Raw genomic sequence first — 18,189 nt, forward strand, 5'->3', positions numbered from 1 at the left:
CTGACAACACCCTGGGCTTGCCCGGCGGCGACGTGGGGGAATACCGGGCCCAGCGTGTCACCGGTCAACCCGGTACGCGGACCCGCCGCCGCAGCCGCCTGGACTCGCTGGTGCGCGGTGGTGCCGTCCACGCGCAGCATCCGTTCCAGGAACCGCCCCGTGCTCTTGCAGCCATGCAGGTGCGGCAGCCCGCGCCGCTCGGCCTCGTGGATCAGCCGGTAGTCCGCCGAATCCAGGCGCCAGCGCAGCCGTTCCATCTCTTGCAGGCTTGCGACCACTTCGTCATCGGCATCCCGGGTCACGTCCATGGTCAACAAGTCGTCCAGGAGCGTGTGCGCGGCAGCAAGCAGGCCGGCAGCCTGACTCACTACCGCAGTATCGCTCATGCATTCGATTCTACCCAATCGGCGGCACGTTGACAACCCTCTACCCCAACAAACACCGGGGGTAGACGGACATGAGCCGTGCGTAACCGGCAGCCGAGAACCACACCGAACCAGCCAGTCAACTCCTCGTCGCTGCGCTCTTCAACAAACAAACCCAACGCAGCCGCAACCCGGCAGCGCCGCCGACCAACTGACCAACCCCGTTGGCTCATTGCCTACCGCGGTCAGCCAATTGAGCTCTCATGCCGTCGGTGTCGATGAGGGACCAGACATCCTCAATTCGACCCTCGCGAAAGCGATAGATCACGTGCTCGGCGAACACAACGCGACGGCCCCGCACGTCGATCCCGAGGAACTCGTCGCGTGGCGAGCAGTCGAACCACAGTCGCGCCGCAACATGGTCTGCGCTGACCACGAGAACCTGAACGTCGTAGTGCAGGTCCGGGATGCGCCGTACATCGTCGGCAAGCAACGATCGGTACCGCTCACGCGTCCACGATTCGCCGTTGTAGGTCAGTTCGTCATGCACGAAACGGCCGAGGTCGTCGAACCGCCGCTCGTTCAACGCGGCGATGTAGCCGCGATAGACGCGATCGAGTCCCGAGTGGTCGACGGCCATCTCAGACCGCGGATCAGAACAGGCGCTGCGACGGATCGTCGATGCCGCGCAGCACGTCGTAGTCGAGCACCACGCACTCGATGCCCCGGTCGACCGCGAGTGTGCGCGCCTGCGGTTTGATCTCCTGCGCGGCGAAGACGCCGCGCACCGGCGCGAGCAGCGGGTCGCGGTTGAGCAGGTCGAGGTAGCGAGTCAGCTGCTCGACGCCGTCGATCTCACCGCGCCGCTTGATCTCGATGGCCACCGCGGCGCCGAGCGGATCACGGGCGAGCAGATCGACCGGACCGATCGGAGTCGGGTACTCGCGGCGCACCAACCGGTAGCCGTCGCCGAGCGTGTGGATGTGCTCGGCCAGCAGCTTCTGCAGGTGCGCTTCGACGCCATCTTTGACCAGGCCCGGGTCGACACCGAGATCGTGTGCGGAATCGTGCTCGACGGACTCGAGCGTGACGATCAATTGCTCGCCCGCCTTGTTGGTGACCGTCCACGTGCCCTCGGTCTCGACGAGGCTGCACGGCGGGCTCATCCAGTTCAGCGGTTTGTAGGACCCGCCGTCGGAGTGCACCAGCACCGAACCGTCGGCCTTGACCACCAGCAGCCGGGTGGCGAGCGGCAGGTGGGCGGTCAGCCGGCCGACGTAGTCGACGCTGCAGCGGGCAATCACCAGACGCACGCGGAGCAGTATCGCCGACGGCCGCCGTCGGGGCGCCGGCCGGTCCGGGACCTAGGGTGAACGCCGTGCCCCGCGTGCTGACGCATTTCAATCCCGGGCGGCCTCGATCGCGTCGACGACCTGGCCGAGCACATCGCTGATCGCGAAGTCCTTCGGCGTGAACACCCGCGCGACGCCGTTCTTGCGTAGCTGTTCCGCGTCGGCCTCGGGGATGATGCCGCCGACGACGACCGGCACGTCGTCCAGTCCCGCGTCGCGCAACCCACCGACGACGTCCGGCACGACGGACAGATGCGAGCCGGACAGCACCGACAGGCCGACCACGTCGACGTCCTCCTCGACGGCGGCAGACACGATCTGCTGCGGGGTCAACCGGATACCCGAGTAGACGACCTCGAACCCGGCGTCGCGCGCCCGCACGGCGATCTGCTCCGCACCGTTGGAGTGCCCGTCGAGCCCGGGCTTACCGACGAGGAACTTCAACGGCCGGCCGAGCTGCTCGCCCAGCGCGCGCACCCGCTGCTGCACCTGCGACAACGTGTCCTCGTTGCCGCCGCCGCTCGCCCCCGCGACGCCGGTGGGCGGCCGGTATTCACCGAACACCGCGCGCAGCTCGCCGGCCCACTCCCCCACGGTGACGCCCGCCCGCGCGCAGGTGAGCGAGGCCGTCATCAGGTTCTGGTCGGTCTTGGCTGCGTCGCGCAGGGCGGTCAGCGCCTCGTCGACGGCCGCCGGGTCGCGTTGCTCGCGCCATTCGCGCAGCGCCTGCTTCGCCGACTCCTCCACCGCGGGATCGACGGTCAGGATGCCGCCGTCCTCGGAACCCTGCAGCGGGTTCGGCTCGGTGTCGGTGTAGGAATTGACTCCCACGACGACGTCCTCACCGGACTCCATCCGACGCCGCCGCGCGGCCAGGGACGTCACCAGCGCGGACTTCAGGTAGCCGGATTCGACCGCGGCCACCGCGCCGCCCATGCCGAGGACGGTCTCGATCTCGGCGCGTGCGCCGGACTTGATCTGCTCGACCTTCGCCTCGACGACGGTCGATCCCTCGAACAGGTCGTCGTACTCGAGCAGGTCCGACTCGAAGGCGAGGATCTGCTGCATCCGCAGGGACCACTGCTGATCCCACGCCCGCGGCAGGCCGAGCGCCTCGTTCCACGCCGGCAACTGCACCGCGCGCGCCCGCGCGTCCTTCGACACCGTCACGGCGAGCATCTCGAGCAGGATCCGGTAGACGTTGTTCTCCGGCTGCGCCTCGGTCAGCCCGAGCGAATTGACCTGCACGCCGTAGCGGAAGCGCCGGTGCTTCGGGTTCTGCACGCCGTAGCGCTCGAGCGTGATCTCGTCCCACAGTCGGCCGAACGCGCGCAGCTTGCACATCTCCTCGACGAACCGCACGCCGGCGTTGACGAAGAACGAAATGCGCGCGACGACGTCACCGAATTTGTCCTCCGGGACCTGCCCCGACTCCTTGACGGCATCGAGCACCGCGATGGCCGTGCACAGCGCGAATGCGACCTCCTGCACCGGCGTCGCGCCGGCCTCTTGCAGGTGGTAGCTGCAGACGTTGATCGGATTCCACTTCGGCACGTTCGCGACGGTGTACGCGATCATGTCGCTGATCAGCCGCATCGACGGCGCCGGCGGGAACACATAGGTGCCCCGTGACAGGTACTCCTTGATGATGTCGTTCTGCGTGGTGCCGGACAGCTTGCCGAAGTCGGCGTCGTGTTCCTGCGCGACCGACAGATAGAGCGCCAGCATGTACATCGCCGGCGCGTTGATCGTCATGGACGTGTTCATCTGCTCCATGGGGATGCCGTCGAACAGCAGCCGCACGTCGCCGATGTGTGAGATCGGCACGCCGACCTTGCCGACCTCGCCACGGGCCAGCTCGGCGTCCGGGTCGTAACCGGTCTGCGTCGGCAGGTCGAACGCCACCGACAGGCCCGTCTGGCCCTTCGACAGGTTGCGCCGGTAGAGCGCGTTGGACTCGCGCGCCGACGAGTGCCCGGCGTACGTACGCATCAACCACGGGCGATCGCGTTCGTCATCGCTGGGAAACGGCATGGCCTTGCACCTCCGACGTTTGGCCGGAGTTTAAGTCCCAACCCGGTATTGCGCCCTACGCCGGTGACGAGCGCAACAGCGTGAGCATTTCCGGCAGATCGAAGAACTCGGCGAGGTCGACAGCACTGCGCTCCCCCGTTCGCGGGCCGGCGCCGGCCGCCAGCAGCGCCGTGACGTTGGCCGCGGACCGGCGGAACACGGCGGCGCCGAGCGCGGTCTGGCCGCGGTCGTTGACCCGTTCCGGGTCGGCGCCGAGCTCCAGCAGCGCGCGCACCGTCTCGGGCCGGTCGTAGTAGGCGGCGAGCAGCAGCAGCGTGTCGCCGGTGGGGCCGGTCAGGTTCACCGGGAGCCCCGCCTCGACCGCCTCGCGCAGCTCCGCGGTTCGGCCGTCGCGCGCGGCGTCGAGCATCGAGTCCAGAAACGCGTACTCGTCGTCGCTCAGCTGCTCGCCCACCGCACCGAGGCTAGCGACGCCGTGCAGATCCGCCGATGTTTCGCTTATGTCGCAAGTGGGGACGGCACGACGAGCGGCCCTTGTAAATCACGGGGACTCACCTTGCCGCGCCGGAGCCGATCATGGCCAAGAAATCCGAACCGTTCATCCCCGGAACTCCCGGCAGCGACGCACCTGCCGCGCAGGAGCCCACCACACCCCGCGGCCCGCTGCCGCCCAAGCCGGACCAGCAGGGTCCGGAGACGCGCACGCCGACCGCATACGAGACCGGTGCGCCGGCCGAGGCCGTGGGCCAGCAGGGCCCATACCTGACGACGGCGCACGGCAACCCGATCCGCGACACCGACCACTCGCTCAAAGCCGGCTCACGCGGGCCGGCACTGCTGCAGGACCACCACCTGCGCGAGAAGATCAGCCACTTCGATCACGAGCGCATCCCGGAGCGAGCGGTGCACGCCCGTGGCGCGGCGGCCCACGGCGTGTTCGTCGCGAACGGCGCCGGCGCGGGCATCAGCCGCGCCGCGTTCCTGGCCAGCGGCGTCGAGACGCCGGTCTTCGTGCGCTTCTCCACGGTCCTCGGGTCGCGCGGTTCGGCAGACCTTGCGCGCGACACCCGCGGCTTCGCGACCCGCTTCTACACCTCCGAGGGCAACTACGACCTCGTCGGCAACAACATCCCGGTGTTCTTCATCCAGGACGCCATCAAGTTCCCCGACCTCGTGCATGCCGCCAAGCCGCAGCCCGATCGCGAGATCCCGCAGGCACAGAGCGCGCACGACACCTTCTGGGACTTCGTGTCGCTGCACACCGAGGCGCAGGCGCACACGATGTGGAACATGTCCGACCGGGGCATCCCGCGCTCGTACCGCACGATGGAGGGCTTCGGCATCCACACCTGGCGGCTGATCAACGCCGACGGGCAGACGGCCCTGGTGAAGTTCCACTGGAAGCCCAAGCAGGGCGTGCACTCGGTGACGTGGGAAGAGGCGCAGCTGGCCCAGGGTTACGACCCGGACATCCACCGGCGAGACCTCGCCGATTCCATCGAGGCAGGCGCGTTCCCGCAGTGGGACTTCGGCGTCCAGGTCTTCCCGGACACCGAGGACCAGACCTTCGAAGGCATCGACCTGCTCGATCCCACGAAGTTCGTCCCCGAGGAACTTGCACCGGTGCAGGTCATCGGCACGCTCACCCTGAACGGCAACCCGACGAACTACTTCGCCGAGACCGAACAGGTGGCCTACAACCCGAACAACCTGGTGCCCGGCATCGACGTCACCAACGATCCACTGCTGCAGGGTCGGCTGTTCTCCTACCTCGACACGCAGCTCACCCGGCTCGGCGGACCCAACTGGAATCAGCTGCCGATCAACCGCGCACACGCGCCGATCAACGACAACCTGCGCGACGGCTTCCACCAGGACGCCGTGCACGGCGGCGTGGCGCCGTACCACCCCAACTCCTTCGACGGCGGCAACCCGTTCCCGGCCCCCGAGGACGTCGCGTTCATCGACGTGCCGGTGTTGGTCGAAGGCGCCCCGAAGCAGCGCGGCAACCCGGCGAGCTTCGACGACCACTTCAGCCAGGTGACGATGTTCTACCGGTCGCTCGCGCCGGTGGAGCAGGATCACGTCGTCGCGTCGTACACCTTCGAGCTGTCCAAGTGTTACGAGCAGACGATCCGGGAGCGGCAGCTGGTAGCGCTGGCGAACATCGACGCCGACCTGTGCCAGCGGGTCGCCGAGGGTCTGGGCCTGGCCGCCCCCGAACCCACCAGCACGCCGGTGGACCCGGTGCCGAGCGGCGCGTTGACGCAGCTCGGCGGCACCTGGCCGGTGGCCGGACGACAGGTCGGCATCGTCGTCGGCGCGGACAGCGACACCGGCGTCGTGGCCGCGCTCAAGCAGGGCCTTGACGCAGCGAACGTCGTGCCGTTGGTCGTCGGGCCGCACGGCGGCACCGTGGCCGGGCACATCGTGCAGCGCACCTACTCGAACGCCGCGTCCATCGAGTTCGATGCGCTGGTCGTCGTCGGTGAGACGCCGCCCGCCGCGGACGCGCTGGTGGCGCTCGACGCGAAGGCCGGCGCAGGCGACGGGCCCGACTCCCCATCGGACCCGCGGGTCGTGAAACTGCTCGAGGAAGCGTGGCGGCACGCGAAAGCCGTGGGCGGCACCCGCGGTGCGCCCGCACCCGCCGCAGCCGGCATCGCCGAAGACGCCGTGGGCGTCGTGACAGGCGACGGGGGACAGCTCGCGGCCGGCGTCGTCGAGCTGCTCGGCGCGCACCGGGCCTGGGAGCGATTCCCGGCCAGCGTCTGATCGCCACGCACCCGCGGGACGGCGTGTCCTTGACGCCGCTCCCGCGGGTGCGTCGTGTCTGGCAAAGTCACGAGCCGTGACGCAGCTTCGGTCAGAGCCATCGTCGGCGACCTCGACGTCGGGCGAACGCGAGGTCCTCACCTACGAGATGTTCGGCATCGCCGTCCGGAGCCTCGCCGAGACGGTGCACGCCGACGGCTACCGTCCGGACCTCATGCTCGCGATCGCCCGGGGCGGGCTGCTCGTCGCCGGTGGCCTCGGTTACGCGTTGGGCGTGAAGAACCTGCACGTGGCCAACGTCGAGTTCTACACCGGCGTCGACGAGCGGCTGCCCATGCCGGTGATGCTGCCCCCGGTGCCCGATCTGGTGGATCTCGCCGATGCCCGGGTGCTGATCGCCGACGACGTCGCGGACACAGGTGCCACGCTCGCGCTGGTGAAGGACTTCTGCGCCGATCACGTGGCCGAGGTGCGCTGCGCGGTCGTCTACGAGAAACCGACGTCGACCGTGCGGTGCGAGTACGTCTGGCGGCGCACCGACAGCTGGATCGACTTCCCGTGGTCGGCGCAGCCGCCGGTCACCGGCGCGGCGAACCGCGACGCCTGACCGTCAGTCCCGCGGGTCGAGCAGACCCGCCCGGCGGGCTACCGCGGCCGCCTCGGTGCGGCCGCGGACGCCCAGCTTGGCCAGGATGTTGGACACGTGCACGCTGACCGTCTTCTCGCTGATGTAGAGCCGGCGGCCGATCTCGCGGTTCGACCGGCCGTCGGCCACGAGCTCGAGCACGTCGCGTTCGCGCGCGGTCAGCGTCGCGGGCTCAGCAGGCGCGGCGGCACCGTGGACCGGCTCGGCGGACAACGCGCGCAGTGCGTCGGTCACGACGACGTCGCCCGTCGCCATGCCCACGGGCCGCGCGAGATCCACGAGCTGCGCTGCCTGCTCCTGCCGGCCGACGGCGCGCAGCACCCCGGCGAACGAGACGCGCACGCGGGCGAGCTCGACGACGTTCTCGTCGTAGTCGGTGGCGTCCTCGGCCCGCCGCCAGGCGTCGACCAGCGTGTCGACGTCGGGCGGGTCGGTGTCGGCGATCCACCGCAGTGATGCCCAGCCCGCCTGGACGCGCGCGACCCATGCGCTGCCTTCGGGACCCAGAGCGCGGCCGCGCAGCAGGCCGTTGCGGACGGTGGCCTCGGCGTCGGCGACGAACCGCCCACCGGTCTCGACGAGCTCGCCGCGGCGCTGCACGGTGGCGCTGCGCGCATCGGCGACGAGGACGTCGAGCACCATCGCCGACAGCTGGATGCGGGCGAGGAACCATTCGTTGAGCCAGAGCCGGCCGAGCTCGTCGACGAGCTCGTCGGCCAGCGCGACGGCGGGGTCGGACGCTGTGCCGTGGCCGAGCAGCGGCAGCATCGCGAAGACGTGATTGATGGCGATCACACCTTCTGACGTCCAATGCCTGCGCAGCTGCGCCGCCCGCTCGCGTGCGTCGGCGTCGGCCCGACCGGCACGGACGAGCAGTGCCGCGGAGGACAGGATCGCGACCGACACCGCCGGCGCATCGACGAGATCGGTCTCCAACACGTCCAGCGCCTCGCCCCACCGGCCCGCGGCCCAGTCGAGCACGCCGGTCCGCGCCCGGCAGTGCACGGCGTAGGTGTCCCACGTCCGGCCGTGCTCGACGCTGTGCCGCCAGGCGTGCTCGTACGCATCACGGGCAGCGCGCAGCCGCCCCTGCTCGTGCAACACCATGGCGATGAGGTAGCGCGACCGTGTCTCGGTGGCGAAATCGCCGGCGTCGTGCGCGTCGTCAGCGGTCTGCGCCAGCTCCGCCATCGCACGCTCGGGCTCGCCCTGCCGGCGAAGCACGATGCCCTGGGTGGCGCGCGCCGCCGCGAGCGCGAACGCGTTGCCCGACTGCTCGGCGAGGCGGATCGCGCGGTCGGCGAACCGCTGCGCGTCGGTGTCGCGCCCCAGCATGGCGGCGATCTGGGCCTGGGTGGCGGCGATCTCGGCGCCGAGCCGGGACGGGGGCTGGTCCGCCACGAGCCGCGCGGCCTCGGCCATCTCGACGAACGACTCCGCATCCAGCTCGCCGGCACCAGCAGCCTTGACCGCCGCGAAGAACAGCGTTGCCCGATCCAGCACCGTCATGCCCGGTGACAGGTTGGCCAGCTGGTCGCGCACGACGCGCAGGGCGCGATGACTGCGCCCGGCGGCAACGCTGGCGTCCACGTAATCGTTGATGAGCGCCGCACGGGACTCCGTGTCAGGCACCTGTCCGCTCAGCTCGAGCGCGACCTGCAGCTGCTCGGTCGCCTCCACGGGAGCGCCGATCGCCAACGCCTGCCGCCCGGCGCGCACTGCCGCCGTGTATGCGAGCGGGAGGTCGTGGGCGGCGCGGGCGTGCCGGGCGAGCTCGGCGGAGGCGGCGGCGCCCGCTGCGTCGTCGGGCCGTTCGGCCGCCACCGTGGCCAGCTGCGCGGCGAACGCGGCGTGCAGGCGCGTCCGTTCGCCGGGCAACAGGTCGTCGTACGCGGCCTCGGCGAGCAACGCGTGCCGGAACCGGTAACCAGGGCGGCCGCGGAGATCCTGGGCAGGCTGCAGGACGTAGGCGTCGATGGCCTCGCGCAACGCGGCGTCGAGACGCTCGGTCGGCAGCGCGGCGACCTCGGCGAGCATCTCGTGCGCAACCGGGCCACCCGCGACGGCGGCCACCGCAGCCACCGTCCGGGCGCCGACACCGAGCGGGTCCAGCCGCACGAGCACGAGGTCGGCCAGCGCGGTCGGCAGCTCACCGGCGCCGATGCGCGCGGTGGCGAGCAACTCCTCGGCGAAGAACGCGTTGCCGTCGGCACGGCGCACGATGTCGGTCACCTGCGCGTCGTCCAGCCCGGCGTCGTGCGCGCGCAGCAACTCGCCGATGGCGTTCGCCGGCAGGGGGGCCAGGTGCAGGCGGTGCACCGAGCCCAGCCGCGACCAGCCGGCGAGCACCGGACGCAGCGGATGCCGGCGGTGCAGGTCGTCCGAGCGCACGGTCACCACGAGGGCGAGTCGCACCCCCGCCAGGCCGGCCAGCCGGGTGAACAGGAAGCCGAGCACGTCGCGGGTGGCCGGATCCGCCCAGTGCGTGTCCTCGACGACCACCAGCACGGGCGCGTCCCGCGCGAGGTCGGTCAGGGACCCGAGTACGGCGTCGAGCATCGCCCCGCGATCGAGGCGGTCGTCCGCGGCCGCGGCGCGCCCGGGCAGCAGCCGGGCCAGCGGCGGGTGCCGCTCGACCAGCTCCGCCGCGACCTGCGCATCGAGCGCGCCGAACGCCTCGGTGAGCGGCAGGTACGGCGGCGGCGCGTCGCCGAGGTCCATGCAGTGGCCCACCAGCTGGACGGCGGCGTCTGCTGCGGCGAGCAGCTCACGAAGGAATCGGGTCTTGCCCACGCCGGCATCGCCGTCGACGACCAGCGCCGCCGGCACGCCGCCGAGCGCCGCGTCCAGCACGGCGCGCGCCTCGCCGAGCTCGGCCTGGCGGCCGACGAACGTCGTCGCGGAACGGAGCACGCCGTCATCTTGCCGAATGCCGCCGACGGCGTCCGGCCGGTCGACGGGCGGCGCGGGCGCCTGCGTCGTCAGGACCGCCCGCCCAGCCCTTTGCGGTGCAGGCTGCGGTGCCGGCGCAGCAGCGCGATCCCCCGCGCACTGGTGTTGTGCGACAGGTCGCTGCTCAGCTCCTGGATCCGCGCGTCGCCGAGCAGTTTCATCATGGTCGGGTTCATGGCGTTGCCTCCCTGGCGGTTGTCGCGCCGGGCAGGTCACCCGGCGGCAACGACCACGTTCGTCGGCTGAGGACGGCGGCCACATCGGAAGAAATCCCTATTCCGGGGCCCGTTCCCGATAGTGCGCACCCTAAGGTCGTGCGGCGCCGCCTTCCGGGGCCTGCGCGCCTGGTCCCCGCAGGGCAGAATGAGGGTGTGGGCGACAATCCGGGACCGTTGATCGTCGCCGTGGTGGTCGTCCTGCTGCTCATCCTGGTGACGCGCTGGGTCTTCCGTCCCTCGCACCCGCGCACCGCGCACCGGCCGGTCGACGCCGCCGACTCCCCCGACCTGGGTCTGCTGACCGTCGTCGTCACCGGTGTCAGCCGCGACGACGCCCTACGCCGGCGCGCGACCCTGGGCGAGGCCGGGATCCGCTCGTCCATGTCGCGGCGTCGCGACGGCGGGCTCGACGTGCTCGTGTTCCACGGCGACGTCGACGCCGCCCGGCTGCTGCTCGACGTCTGAGCCACGGGCCGGCGTGGATCGTGCCTGCCGGGCCTGAGAAAGCGGCCGGGCGCGGCGCGCCAGCTTTGGCGAGGCGCTCGGCGAGCACCTACGCTCGGCGCCGTGACCTCGCCGTTCCGCCGCTGCCCGGACTACACGTCCGCGCAGGTGCGCAGTGCGTGGCTGCTGCACGGGTTCACCACGCTCGGCATCGTCGCGGCCATGCTGGCGCTGCGCGACGTCCTGGTCGACCGCCCCAGCTACGCCATCATCTGGCTGCTGCTGACCCTGCTGATCGACGGCGTGGACGGGCCCATCGCACGGGCGCTCGAGGTCGAGAAGCGCGTCCCCGGTCTCGACGGATTCCTGCTCGACCTGATCATCGACTACGTCACGTGCGTCATCGTGCCCGCGTGCTTCATGTTCGAGTTCAAGGTGGTGCCACAGAACAACTTCGGTATCGCCGTGCTCTGCTTCATGGTCTTCACCTCGGCGATCTGGTTCGCCCGCAAGGACATGATGACCGACGACAACTGGTTCCGCGGCTTCCCGGCAGCGTGGAACATCGTCGGCCCGCTGCTGTTCCTGCTCGAGGCGCGCACCTGGGTCGGCGCCTCGATAACCATCGTGTTGTCGATCCTGTGCCTGACGAACATGCCGTACCCGCACATCGCGCGGGCCCGGTGGGCGCAGCGGTACACGATCGTCGCCACGGTGTGCTGGATCGGCGGCATCTCCGTCGGGACGCTCACCTACCCGCACCATTACGTCGTCGCCGCGGTGCTGATGTGGGCGGGCAGTGCGTATTTCGTCGCGCTCGCCGGCGCGCGGACCCTGCACGACCGCCGGCTGCGCCGGGACAACCCAGCAGCCCCGCTCCGACCGCCGGACGAGCACCTCGACGAGCTGGCGTCGAACACCGCGGACCGTGCGCCCAGCGGGTCAGCCCCCGAACGTCGTTGACTCCACCCGCTGCACATCGGCGCCCAGCCCGCGCAGCTGCTCCTCGAAGCGCACGTAGCCACGATCGATGTGGTGGATCTCGGCCACCTCGGTGACGCCGTCGGCGACGAGCCCTGCGATCACCAGGCCGACGCCGGCCCGGATGTCGGTGGCGCGGACCGGAGCGCCGGACAGCCGCTGACGCCCGCGGACGACGGCGTGGTGGCCGTCGGTGCGCACGTCCGCGCCCATCCGCGAGATCTCGTCGCAGAACATGAACCGCGCCTCGAACAGGTTCTCGGTGATCATCGAGGTGCCGTCGGACACCGACAGCGCCGCGATCGCCTGCGGCTGCAGATCCGTGGCGAGCCCCGGGTAGGGCAGCGTCACGACGTCGAAGCTCTTCGGCCGCCCGTCCATGGCCACCCGGAAGCCGTCGCGCAGCGCCTCGACCTCCCCACCGGCCTGGACCACCTTGTCGAGCGCGATCCGTAGGTGGTCGGCGTTCGCGCCGCGCACGGTGATGTCGCCCTGGGTGGCCAGCGCGGCCATCGCCCAGGTGCCGGCCACGATGCGGTCGGCCACGGCGTCGTGCCGCGTCGGCGCCAGCCCGTCCACGCCGGTGATCTCGAGCGTCGAGGAGCCAATGCCGTCGATCTGCGCGCCCATCGAGACGAGCATCGCGCACAGGTCGACGATCTCCGGCTCGCGTGCGGCGTTGTCGATGACCGTCGTGCCCTTGGCGAGCACCGCCGCGGTCATGATGTTCTCGGTGGCGCCGACGCTCGGGAAGTCCAGCCAGATGGCGGCACCGCGCAGATCGCGCGCTTCGGCGATCACGTAGCCGTGCTCGACCCGGATGTCGACACCCATCCGTTCGAGGCCGGCGAAGTGCATGTCGAGCGGGCGGGTGCCGATGGCGTCGCCCCCGGGCAGCGCCACCTTCGCGCCGCCGGTGCGCGCGATCAGCGGGCCCAGGACGCAGATCGAACCGCGGATCTTGCGCACCAGCTCGTACGGCGCTTCCGGGTCGAGACGGTCGGGCACGTCGATGGTCACCCGGTCGACGGCACCGTCGCGCGACTCGCGGGCCCCGCAGCCCATGCCTTCGAGCAGCTGACGCATGATCGTGACGTCGCTGATCGCCGGCAGGTTGCCGATGGTCGTGGCGCCGGGTGCGAGCAGGGTCGCGGCCATCAGTTTCAGCACGCTGTTCTTGGCACCGACGACCTCGACGCTGCCGTCCAGCCGGGCACCACCGGCGACTCGCAAGACCTGCATCGGATCAGGCTAGCGTCGCGCAGCTGCGCAGGTCGGCACGCTCTAAGGTCGGGTTATGGCAGTGCACCTGACGCGCATCTACACCCGGGTCGGCGACGACGGCACCACGGCGCTCGGCGACATGTCGCGGGTGCGCAAGACCGATCCGCGGGTCGGCGCCTACGCGGCGTGCGACGAGACCAACGCCTCGATCGGCGCCGCGCTGGCGTTGGGCGGCCTGCCCGAGGAGATCGCGACCGTGCTGCGGCAGGTGCAGAACGACCTGTTCGACGTCGGCGCCGACCTGTGCACGCCGGTGGTCGCCGAGCCGGCACATCCGCCGCTACGCGTGGAGGCCGACTACACCACGCGTCTGGAGGGCTGGTGCGACGAGTTCAACGCCGGGCTCCCCGAGCTGAGCAGCTTCATCCTGCCCGGCGGCACCGCCGGTGCGGCCCTGCTGCACCAGGCGCGCACCCTCGCGCGGCGTGCGGAGCGTAGCGGCTGGGAGCTCGTCGAGCACGACGCCGAGCACACGAACCTCGAGGCGCTGCGCTACCTCAACCGGCTCTCGGACCTGCTGTTCATCCTCGCCCGGGTGGCCAACCCGGACGGCGACGTGCTGTGGCGTCCGGGCGGGGGTCGGTGACCGCTTTCGACCGACCGCCCGTCCTGGTGCTGATGGGGGTCTCCGGCAGCGGCAAGTCGACCGTGGCCCATGTCCTGCACGACAAGCTGGGCTGGGAGTTCGTCGAGGGCGACGAGCTGCACACGGCGCTGAACGTGGCCAAGATGGCGAGCGGCCACCCGCTCGACGACGCCGACCGCGAGCCCTGGCTACATCGCGTCCGTGAGCGCATCGACGCCGCGGTGGCGGCCGGGCACCCGGCCGTGGTGACCTGCTCGGCGCTGAAGCGGCACTACCGCGACGAGCTGCGCGACCCGCACGTCGTGTTCGTCTTCCTGTGCGGCTCGCGCGACCTGCTGCTGGCGCGCCTGCGCGCCCGCCACGGCCACTTCATGCCGCCCACGTTGCTGGATTCCCAGCTCGCGGACCTCGAACCGCCCGGGCCCGATGAGCAGGCCGTCACCGTCGACGTGAGCCGCCCGCCGCCCGTCCAGGCCGACGAGATCATGGCCGAGCTCGCGCTGTGACTCGGCGATGAGTAGCCGGGCAGCCCGGCTCCCCCACATCGGTGATCAACAGTCGAATTTGCGCACCCCAGGGACCATTTTCGACTGTTGATCACCGATGGTGGGTGGGGGCTATCCGGCGGGGCCCATTTTCGACTGTTGATCACCGATGGTGGGGTGCGGGGCTCAGGCGGGCGCGGAGGACTCGAGCCAGGACACGAACCCGGTGTAGGCGCTCTCGCCGATCGCCAGCGCGAACATCTCGCCGTCGGCCCGGCACTCGACCACGATCGCGCTGGGCGGCAGCGAGCCGCGCTCGGTCTCGCGCGGGCCGCGGCGGCCCAGCACCTCGACCTGCCCGCGGCGCAGGACGCGCGACGGCCGGGTACCCACGCCGATCGCGCGGTACCACCGCAGCTCGGCGCCCTCGTAGCGACCGACGCCGTAGAGCCACCGGTTGCCCCGCTGCACCGCGAGCGGCAGGGCGCCCATTGTGCGCAGCATCTGTCGCTGCCGCGCCAGGATCGCGATCATCGCGAGCACCAGTGCGACCGCGACGCACACCACGACTAGGTCAACGGTGTGCACGGCCGCCGCACTTCGTGACTGCGCTCAGACTTCTTCGCCGACGGCCCGTAACCGTGCCCGCGCCCGGTTGCGCGCTGCGTTCTGCTCCGAGTCGTCACCGTCGTTGCGGTTGAGCGCGTCGCGCGCGCGGCCCGCGTCGATGTCGTCGGCGAGTTCGGCCTGCTCGGCCAGCACCGACACGCCCTTGCGCCCCACGGACAGGAACCCGCCGTGGACCGCCACGCTCAGCGGTTCGCCGTCCTCGCGGTCGATCCGCACCGCGAAGCCCGGCGCCAGCGCCCCCAGCAGCGGGATGTGCCCCGGCAGGATGCCGAGCTGACCCTCCGTGGTGCGCGCGAAGACCGCCGTGGCCTCGCCGGACCACAGCGACTTCTCGATCGAGACCAGCTCGACGTGCATCGTGGCCATCGGTCAGCTGTTCTTCAGTTCGTCGGCCTTGCGCTCGAGGTCCTCGAGGCCACCGCACATGAAGAACGCCTGCTCCGGGTAGCTGTCGAACTCGCCCGCGTTGAGCCGCTTGAACGCGTCGATGGTCTCCTCGACCGTGACGAACGAGCCCGGGATGCCGGTGAACTGCTCGGCCACGAACGTGTTCTGCGAGAGGAACCGCTCGATGCGCCGCGCACGCTGCACCGTGACCTTGTCCTCCTCGGAGAGCTCGTCGATGCCGAGGATGGCGATGATGTCCTGCAGCTCCTTGTAGCGCTGCAGGATCTGCTTGGTCTGGTTCGCGACGTCGTAGTGCTCCTGGCCGATGTACTGCGCGTCCAGGATCCGCGACGTGGAGTCGAGGGGGTCCACCGCCGGGTAGATGCCTTTCTCCGACACCGGCCGCGACAGCGTGGTCGTGGCGTCGAGGTGCGCGAACGTCGTGTGCGGCGCGGGGTCGGTGATGTCGTCCGCGGGCACGTAGATCGCCTGCATCGAGGTGATCGAGTGGCCACGGGTCGACGTGATCCGCTCCTGCAGCTGACCCATCTCGTCGGCCAGCGTGGGCTGGTAACCGACCGCGGAGGGCATGCGGCCGAGCAGTGTCGAGACCTCGGAGCCGGCCTGGGTGAACCGGAAGATGTTGTCGATGAACAGCAGCACGTCCTGCTTCTGCACGTCCCGGAAGTACTCGGCCATGGTCAGCGCCGAGAGCGCCACGCGCAGCCGGGTGCCCGGCGGCTCGTCCATCTGGCCGAACACGAGCGCGGTCTTCTCGAGCACGCCGGAGTCGGTCATCTCGGCGATGAGGTCGTTGCCCTCGCGGGTGCGCTCACCGACGCCGGCGAACACCGACACACCACCGAAGTTCTCGGCGACGCGGTAGATCATCTCCTGGATGAGCACCGTCTTGCCGACACCGGCACCGCCGAACAGGCCGATCTTGCCGCCGACCACGTAGGGCGTGAGCAGGTCGATGACCTTGATGCCCGTCCAGAACGGCTCGGTCTTGGACTCGAGCTGGTCGAACGCCGGCGCCACCCGGTGGATCGGCCAGCGCTCCTTGATCTTGAGGTCGGAGGCCTTCACGTCCAGCGGCTCGCCGAGGGCGTTGAACACATGGCCCTTGGTGACGTCGCCGACCGGCACGGTGATCGGCGAGCCGGTGTCCTTGACCTCCGCACCGCGCACGAGGCCGTCGGTGGGCTGCAGCGCGATGGCGCGCACCATGTCGTCGCCGATGTGCTGCGCGACCTCGAGGGTCATCGTCTTGGACAGCTCGCCGAGATCGATCTCGGTGGTCAGCGCCTGGTTGAGCGGCGGGATGCTGTCCCGGCCGAACTCGACGTCGACCACCGGGCCGATGACCCGTACGACGCGTCCGGTCGCCTGGATGTCGTCTTCCTTGGTGTCTGGCTTCTCGTCGACAGCTGTCATTACTGGTCGCTCCCTGCTGACGCGAGAGCGTCGGCGCCGCCGACGATCTCGCTGATCTCCTGGGTGATCTCCGCCTGGCGAGCCTGGTTCGCCAACCGGGTGTAGGTCTTGATCAGGTCCGTGGCGTTGTCGCTCGCGGACTTCATGGCGCGCCGCCGCGCCGCGGACTCCGACGCCGCCGACTCCAGCAGCGCGGAGAAGATCCGCGAGCTGATGTAGCGCGGCAGCAGGGCGCCGATGAGTTCGGCCGGCTCCGGCTCGAACTCGTACAGCGCGCCCCGCCCGTCCTCGTCGTCGTCGTCACCGGTCGAGTCATCGGCGTTGCTCTCGCCGCCGTCGTCGTACTCGTCGGCCTCCTTCACCGGCGAGACCTGCGACGTGGTGGGCGTCTGCGTGACGCTGTTCACGAAGCGGGTGTAGATGACGTACAGCTCGTCGATGCCGGGGTTGCCCTCCCGCTCACCGTGGTCGATCTCGCCCGATGAGGTCGCCGTGACCGCGGCGACGACCGCGTCGGTGGCGTCGCGGGCATCGGCGAAGTTGGGCTGCTCGGAGAACCCGGTCCACGAGCCGGCGAGCTCGATGCCACGGAACCGGAAGTACGCGACGCCCTTGCGGCCGATGACGTACCGATCGACCTCTTTGCCCTCGCCGCGCAGCCGCTCGGCGAGCTCGTTGGACGCCCGCAGCACGTTGGCGTTGTAACCACCGGCCAGGCCGCGGTCACTGGTGATGATCACCATGCCGGCGCGCTTGGGCTCCTCGACACCGGTGAGCATCGGGTGCTGCAGCGTCTTGTCGGTGCCGAGCTGCGCCAGGGCGTTCTGGATCTCCTTGGCGTACGGCCGCGCCGCGTTCATCCGCGACTGGGCACGCACGATGCGCGACGCGGCGATGAGCTCCATCGCCTTGGTGATCTTCTTGGTCGACTCGACCGACCTGATCCGGCGCCGATAGACGCGAAGTTCTGCTCCCATACGTGGCTACCTAGCTGTCCGAGTCGTCGGAGTCGTCGGAATCCGAGTCGTCGGACTTGGATTCGGATCTCGCCGACTTCGAGTCGTTGTCCGTCGACTTCGAGTCGTTGTCCTTCGACTTCGCGTCGTCGTCGTCCGAGCTGCCCGAGTCGCTGTCCTCCTCGGGCTGGAACTGCTTCTTGAACTCCTCGACCAGCCCGCCGAGCTCCCCGGCCAGGTCGTCGTCGAACTTCTTCGCGCCGGCCAGGGTGTCGAACAGCTCCGGCTTGGAGTGCTGGATGTAGTCGAGCAGCTCCTGCTCGAAGCGGCGGACGTCGCCGACCGCGATGTCGTCGAGCTGACCGGACGTCCCCGCCCAGATCGACGCGATCTCCCGGCCGACCGGGAACGGCGAGGACGCCGGCTGCTTGAGCAGCTCGACCAGGCGTGAACCGCGGGCGAGCTGCTGCTGGCTCGCCCTGTCCAGGTCAGAACCGAATGCGGCGAAGGCCTCCAGCTCGCGGTACTGCGCGAGGTCCACCCGCAGCCGGCCGGCGACGTCCTTCATCGCCTTGGGCTGGGCCGCGCCGCCCACGCGCGACACCGAGATGCCGACGTTGATGGCCGGGCGGACACCGGCGTTGAACAGGTCGGTCT

18 protein-coding genes and 1 pseudogene are annotated in these 18,189 nt (G+C 70.3%); 6 read left to right on the forward strand and 13 right to left on the reverse strand.

Annotated elements, in window-relative coordinates:
• From ACFFCN_RS15285 to ACFFCN_RS15305, 5 genes are all read right to left on the reverse strand, one after another.
• A partial coding sequence (locus ACFFCN_RS15285; protein WP_375492987.1) for a DUF222 domain-containing protein occupies positions 1-386 on the reverse strand: 386 nt, incomplete at its 3' end.
• A gap of 208 nt (positions 387-594) precedes the next feature.
• The gene (locus tag ACFFCN_RS15290) at positions 595-1,005 is read right to left on the reverse strand and encodes an ester cyclase (protein ID WP_375492989.1); all 411 of its coding nucleotides are present in this window, start codon (positions 1,003-1,005) and stop codon (positions 595-597) included.
• 13 nt (positions 1,006-1,018) lie between these two features.
• Positions 1,019-1,678, reverse strand: a complete 660-nt coding sequence (nucS, locus tag ACFFCN_RS15295) for an endonuclease NucS (RefSeq protein WP_375492991.1) — start codon at positions 1,676-1,678, stop codon at positions 1,019-1,021.
• A gap of 87 nt (positions 1,679-1,765) precedes the next feature.
• Complete coding sequence (locus ACFFCN_RS15300; RefSeq protein ID WP_375492993.1) at positions 1,766-3,751, reverse strand: protein meaA; 1,986 nt, start codon at positions 3,749-3,751, stop codon at positions 1,766-1,768.
• Between the two features lie 55 nt (positions 3,752-3,806).
• Positions 3,807-4,205 carry an ankyrin repeat domain-containing protein gene (locus ACFFCN_RS15305; protein WP_375492995.1) on the reverse strand — a complete coding sequence of 133 codons (399 nt, stop codon included), beginning with the start codon at positions 4,203-4,205 and terminating at the stop codon, positions 3,807-3,809.
• 122 nt (positions 4,206-4,327) lie between these two features.
• On the opposite strand from ACFFCN_RS15305, the gene ACFFCN_RS15310 reads away from it, so the two are divergent.
• Positions 4,328-6,526, forward strand: coding sequence for a catalase (locus ACFFCN_RS15310; protein WP_375492997.1), 2,199 nt, complete (start codon positions 4,328-4,330; stop codon positions 6,524-6,526).
• Between the two features lie 148 nt (positions 6,527-6,674).
• Complete coding sequence (locus ACFFCN_RS15315) at positions 6,675-7,133, forward strand: phosphoribosyltransferase (protein ID WP_375493020.1); 459 nt, start codon at positions 6,675-6,677, stop codon at positions 7,131-7,133.
• Positions 7,134-7,136: 3 nt separating this feature from the next.
• Here the strand turns inward: ACFFCN_RS15315 and ACFFCN_RS15320 are convergent, their stop codons facing one another.
• Both ACFFCN_RS15320 and ACFFCN_RS15325 read right to left on the reverse strand, forming a co-directional pair.
• Positions 7,137-10,085: an AAA family ATPase gene (locus ACFFCN_RS15320; protein ID WP_375492999.1), complete on the reverse strand. Its 2,949-nt coding sequence runs from the start codon at positions 10,083-10,085 to the stop codon at positions 7,137-7,139.
• 68 nt (positions 10,086-10,153) lie between these two features.
• Positions 10,154-10,300, reverse strand: coding sequence for a hypothetical protein (locus ACFFCN_RS15325; RefSeq protein ID WP_375493000.1), 147 nt, complete (start codon positions 10,298-10,300; stop codon positions 10,154-10,156).
• Between the two features lie 195 nt (positions 10,301-10,495).
• Here ACFFCN_RS15325 and ACFFCN_RS15330 point away from each other — a divergent pair, with 195 nt between their 5' ends.
• On the forward strand, positions 10,496-10,807 hold the full coding sequence (locus tag ACFFCN_RS15330) for a hypothetical protein (protein WP_375493002.1): 312 nt from the start codon (positions 10,496-10,498) through the stop codon (positions 10,805-10,807).
• 102 nt (positions 10,808-10,909) lie between these two features.
• Positions 10,910-11,749 carry a CDP-alcohol phosphatidyltransferase family protein gene (locus ACFFCN_RS15335; protein ID WP_375493004.1) on the forward strand — a complete coding sequence of 280 codons (840 nt, stop codon included), beginning with the start codon at positions 10,910-10,912 and terminating at the stop codon, positions 11,747-11,749.
• Here the strand turns inward: ACFFCN_RS15335 and murA are convergent.
• Entirely contained in the window at positions 11,729-13,009 is a 1,281-nt protein-coding gene (gene murA, locus ACFFCN_RS15340; protein ID WP_375493006.1) for a UDP-N-acetylglucosamine 1-carboxyvinyltransferase, read from the reverse strand. The genes ACFFCN_RS15335 and murA overlap by 21 nt on opposite strands.
• A gap of 55 nt (positions 13,010-13,064) precedes the next feature.
• Between murA and ACFFCN_RS15345 the strand changes: the two genes are divergently transcribed.
• The gene (locus tag ACFFCN_RS15345) at positions 13,065-13,637 is read left to right on the forward strand and encodes a cob(I)yrinic acid a,c-diamide adenosyltransferase (protein WP_375493008.1); all 573 of its coding nucleotides are present in this window, start codon (positions 13,065-13,067) and stop codon (positions 13,635-13,637) included.
• Complete coding sequence (locus ACFFCN_RS15350) at positions 13,634-14,143, forward strand: gluconokinase (RefSeq protein WP_375493010.1); 510 nt, start codon at positions 13,634-13,636, stop codon at positions 14,141-14,143. Before ACFFCN_RS15345 ends, ACFFCN_RS15350 begins: the two co-directional genes overlap by 4 nt.
• A gap of 165 nt (positions 14,144-14,308) precedes the next feature.
• On the opposite strand, the gene ACFFCN_RS15355 is transcribed toward ACFFCN_RS15350, so the two are convergent.
• The 5 genes and pseudogenes from ACFFCN_RS15355 to ACFFCN_RS15375 all read right to left on the reverse strand — a co-directional run.
• Positions 14,309-14,710 (reverse strand): DUF2550 domain-containing protein, encoded by a 402-nt coding sequence (locus ACFFCN_RS15355; RefSeq protein WP_375493012.1) that lies wholly within the window; start codon positions 14,708-14,710, stop codon positions 14,309-14,311.
• 24 nt (positions 14,711-14,734) lie between these two features.
• Entirely contained in the window at positions 14,735-15,118 is a 384-nt protein-coding gene (locus ACFFCN_RS15360) for a F0F1 ATP synthase subunit epsilon (RefSeq protein ID WP_375493014.1), read from the reverse strand.
• 3 nt (positions 15,119-15,121) lie between these two features.
• Complete coding sequence (gene atpD, locus ACFFCN_RS15365) at positions 15,122-16,576, reverse strand: F0F1 ATP synthase subunit beta (protein WP_375493016.1); 1,455 nt, start codon at positions 16,574-16,576, stop codon at positions 15,122-15,124.
• On the reverse strand, positions 16,576-17,553 hold the full coding sequence (locus ACFFCN_RS15370) for a F0F1 ATP synthase subunit gamma (RefSeq protein ID WP_375493018.1): 978 nt from the start codon (positions 17,551-17,553) through the stop codon (positions 16,576-16,578). Before ACFFCN_RS15370 ends, atpD begins: the two co-directional genes overlap by 1 nt.
• 10 nt (positions 17,554-17,563) lie before the next feature.
• Positions 17,564-18,189: pseudogene (locus tag ACFFCN_RS15375) on the reverse strand (F0F1 ATP synthase subunit alpha); the annotation flags it as partial.

This window comes from uncultured Jatrophihabitans sp. (assembly GCF_964246335.1).
GTDB lineage: Bacteria > Actinomycetota > Actinomycetes > Mycobacteriales > Jatrophihabitantaceae > Jatrophihabitans.

Coding starts and splice junctions, on each gene's coding strand:
- ACFFCN_RS15290 (WP_375492989.1), bottom strand. CDS start 1,005: ATGGCCGTCGACCACTCGGGACTCGATCGCGTCTATCGCGGCTACATC.
- ACFFCN_RS15300 (WP_375492993.1), bottom strand. CDS start 3,751: ATGCCGTTTCCCAGCGATGACGAACGCGATCGCCCGTGGTTGATGCGT.
- ACFFCN_RS15310 (WP_375492997.1), top strand. CDS start 4,328: ATGGCCAAGAAATCCGAACCGTTCATCCCCGGAACTCCCGGCAGCGAC.
- ACFFCN_RS15315 (WP_375493020.1), top strand. CDS start 6,675: ATGTTCGGCATCGCCGTCCGGAGCCTCGCCGAGACGGTGCACGCCGAC.
- ACFFCN_RS15325 (WP_375493000.1), bottom strand. CDS start 10,300: ATGAACCCGACCATGATGAAACTGCTCGGCGACGCGCGGATCCAGGAG.
- murA (WP_375493006.1), bottom strand. CDS start 13,009: ATGCAGGTCTTGCGAGTCGCCGGTGGTGCCCGGCTGGACGGCAGCGTC.
- ACFFCN_RS15345 (WP_375493008.1), top strand. CDS start 13,065: ATGGCAGTGCACCTGACGCGCATCTACACCCGGGTCGGCGACGACGGC.
- ACFFCN_RS15360 (WP_375493014.1), bottom strand. CDS start 15,118: ATGGCCACGATGCACGTCGAGCTGGTCTCGATCGAGAAGTCGCTGTGG.
- atpD (WP_375493016.1), bottom strand. CDS start 16,576: ATGACAGCTGTCGACGAGAAGCCAGACACCAAGGAAGACGACATCCAG.
- ACFFCN_RS15370 (WP_375493018.1), bottom strand. CDS start 17,553: ATGGGAGCAGAACTTCGCGTCTATCGGCGCCGGATCAGGTCGGTCGAG.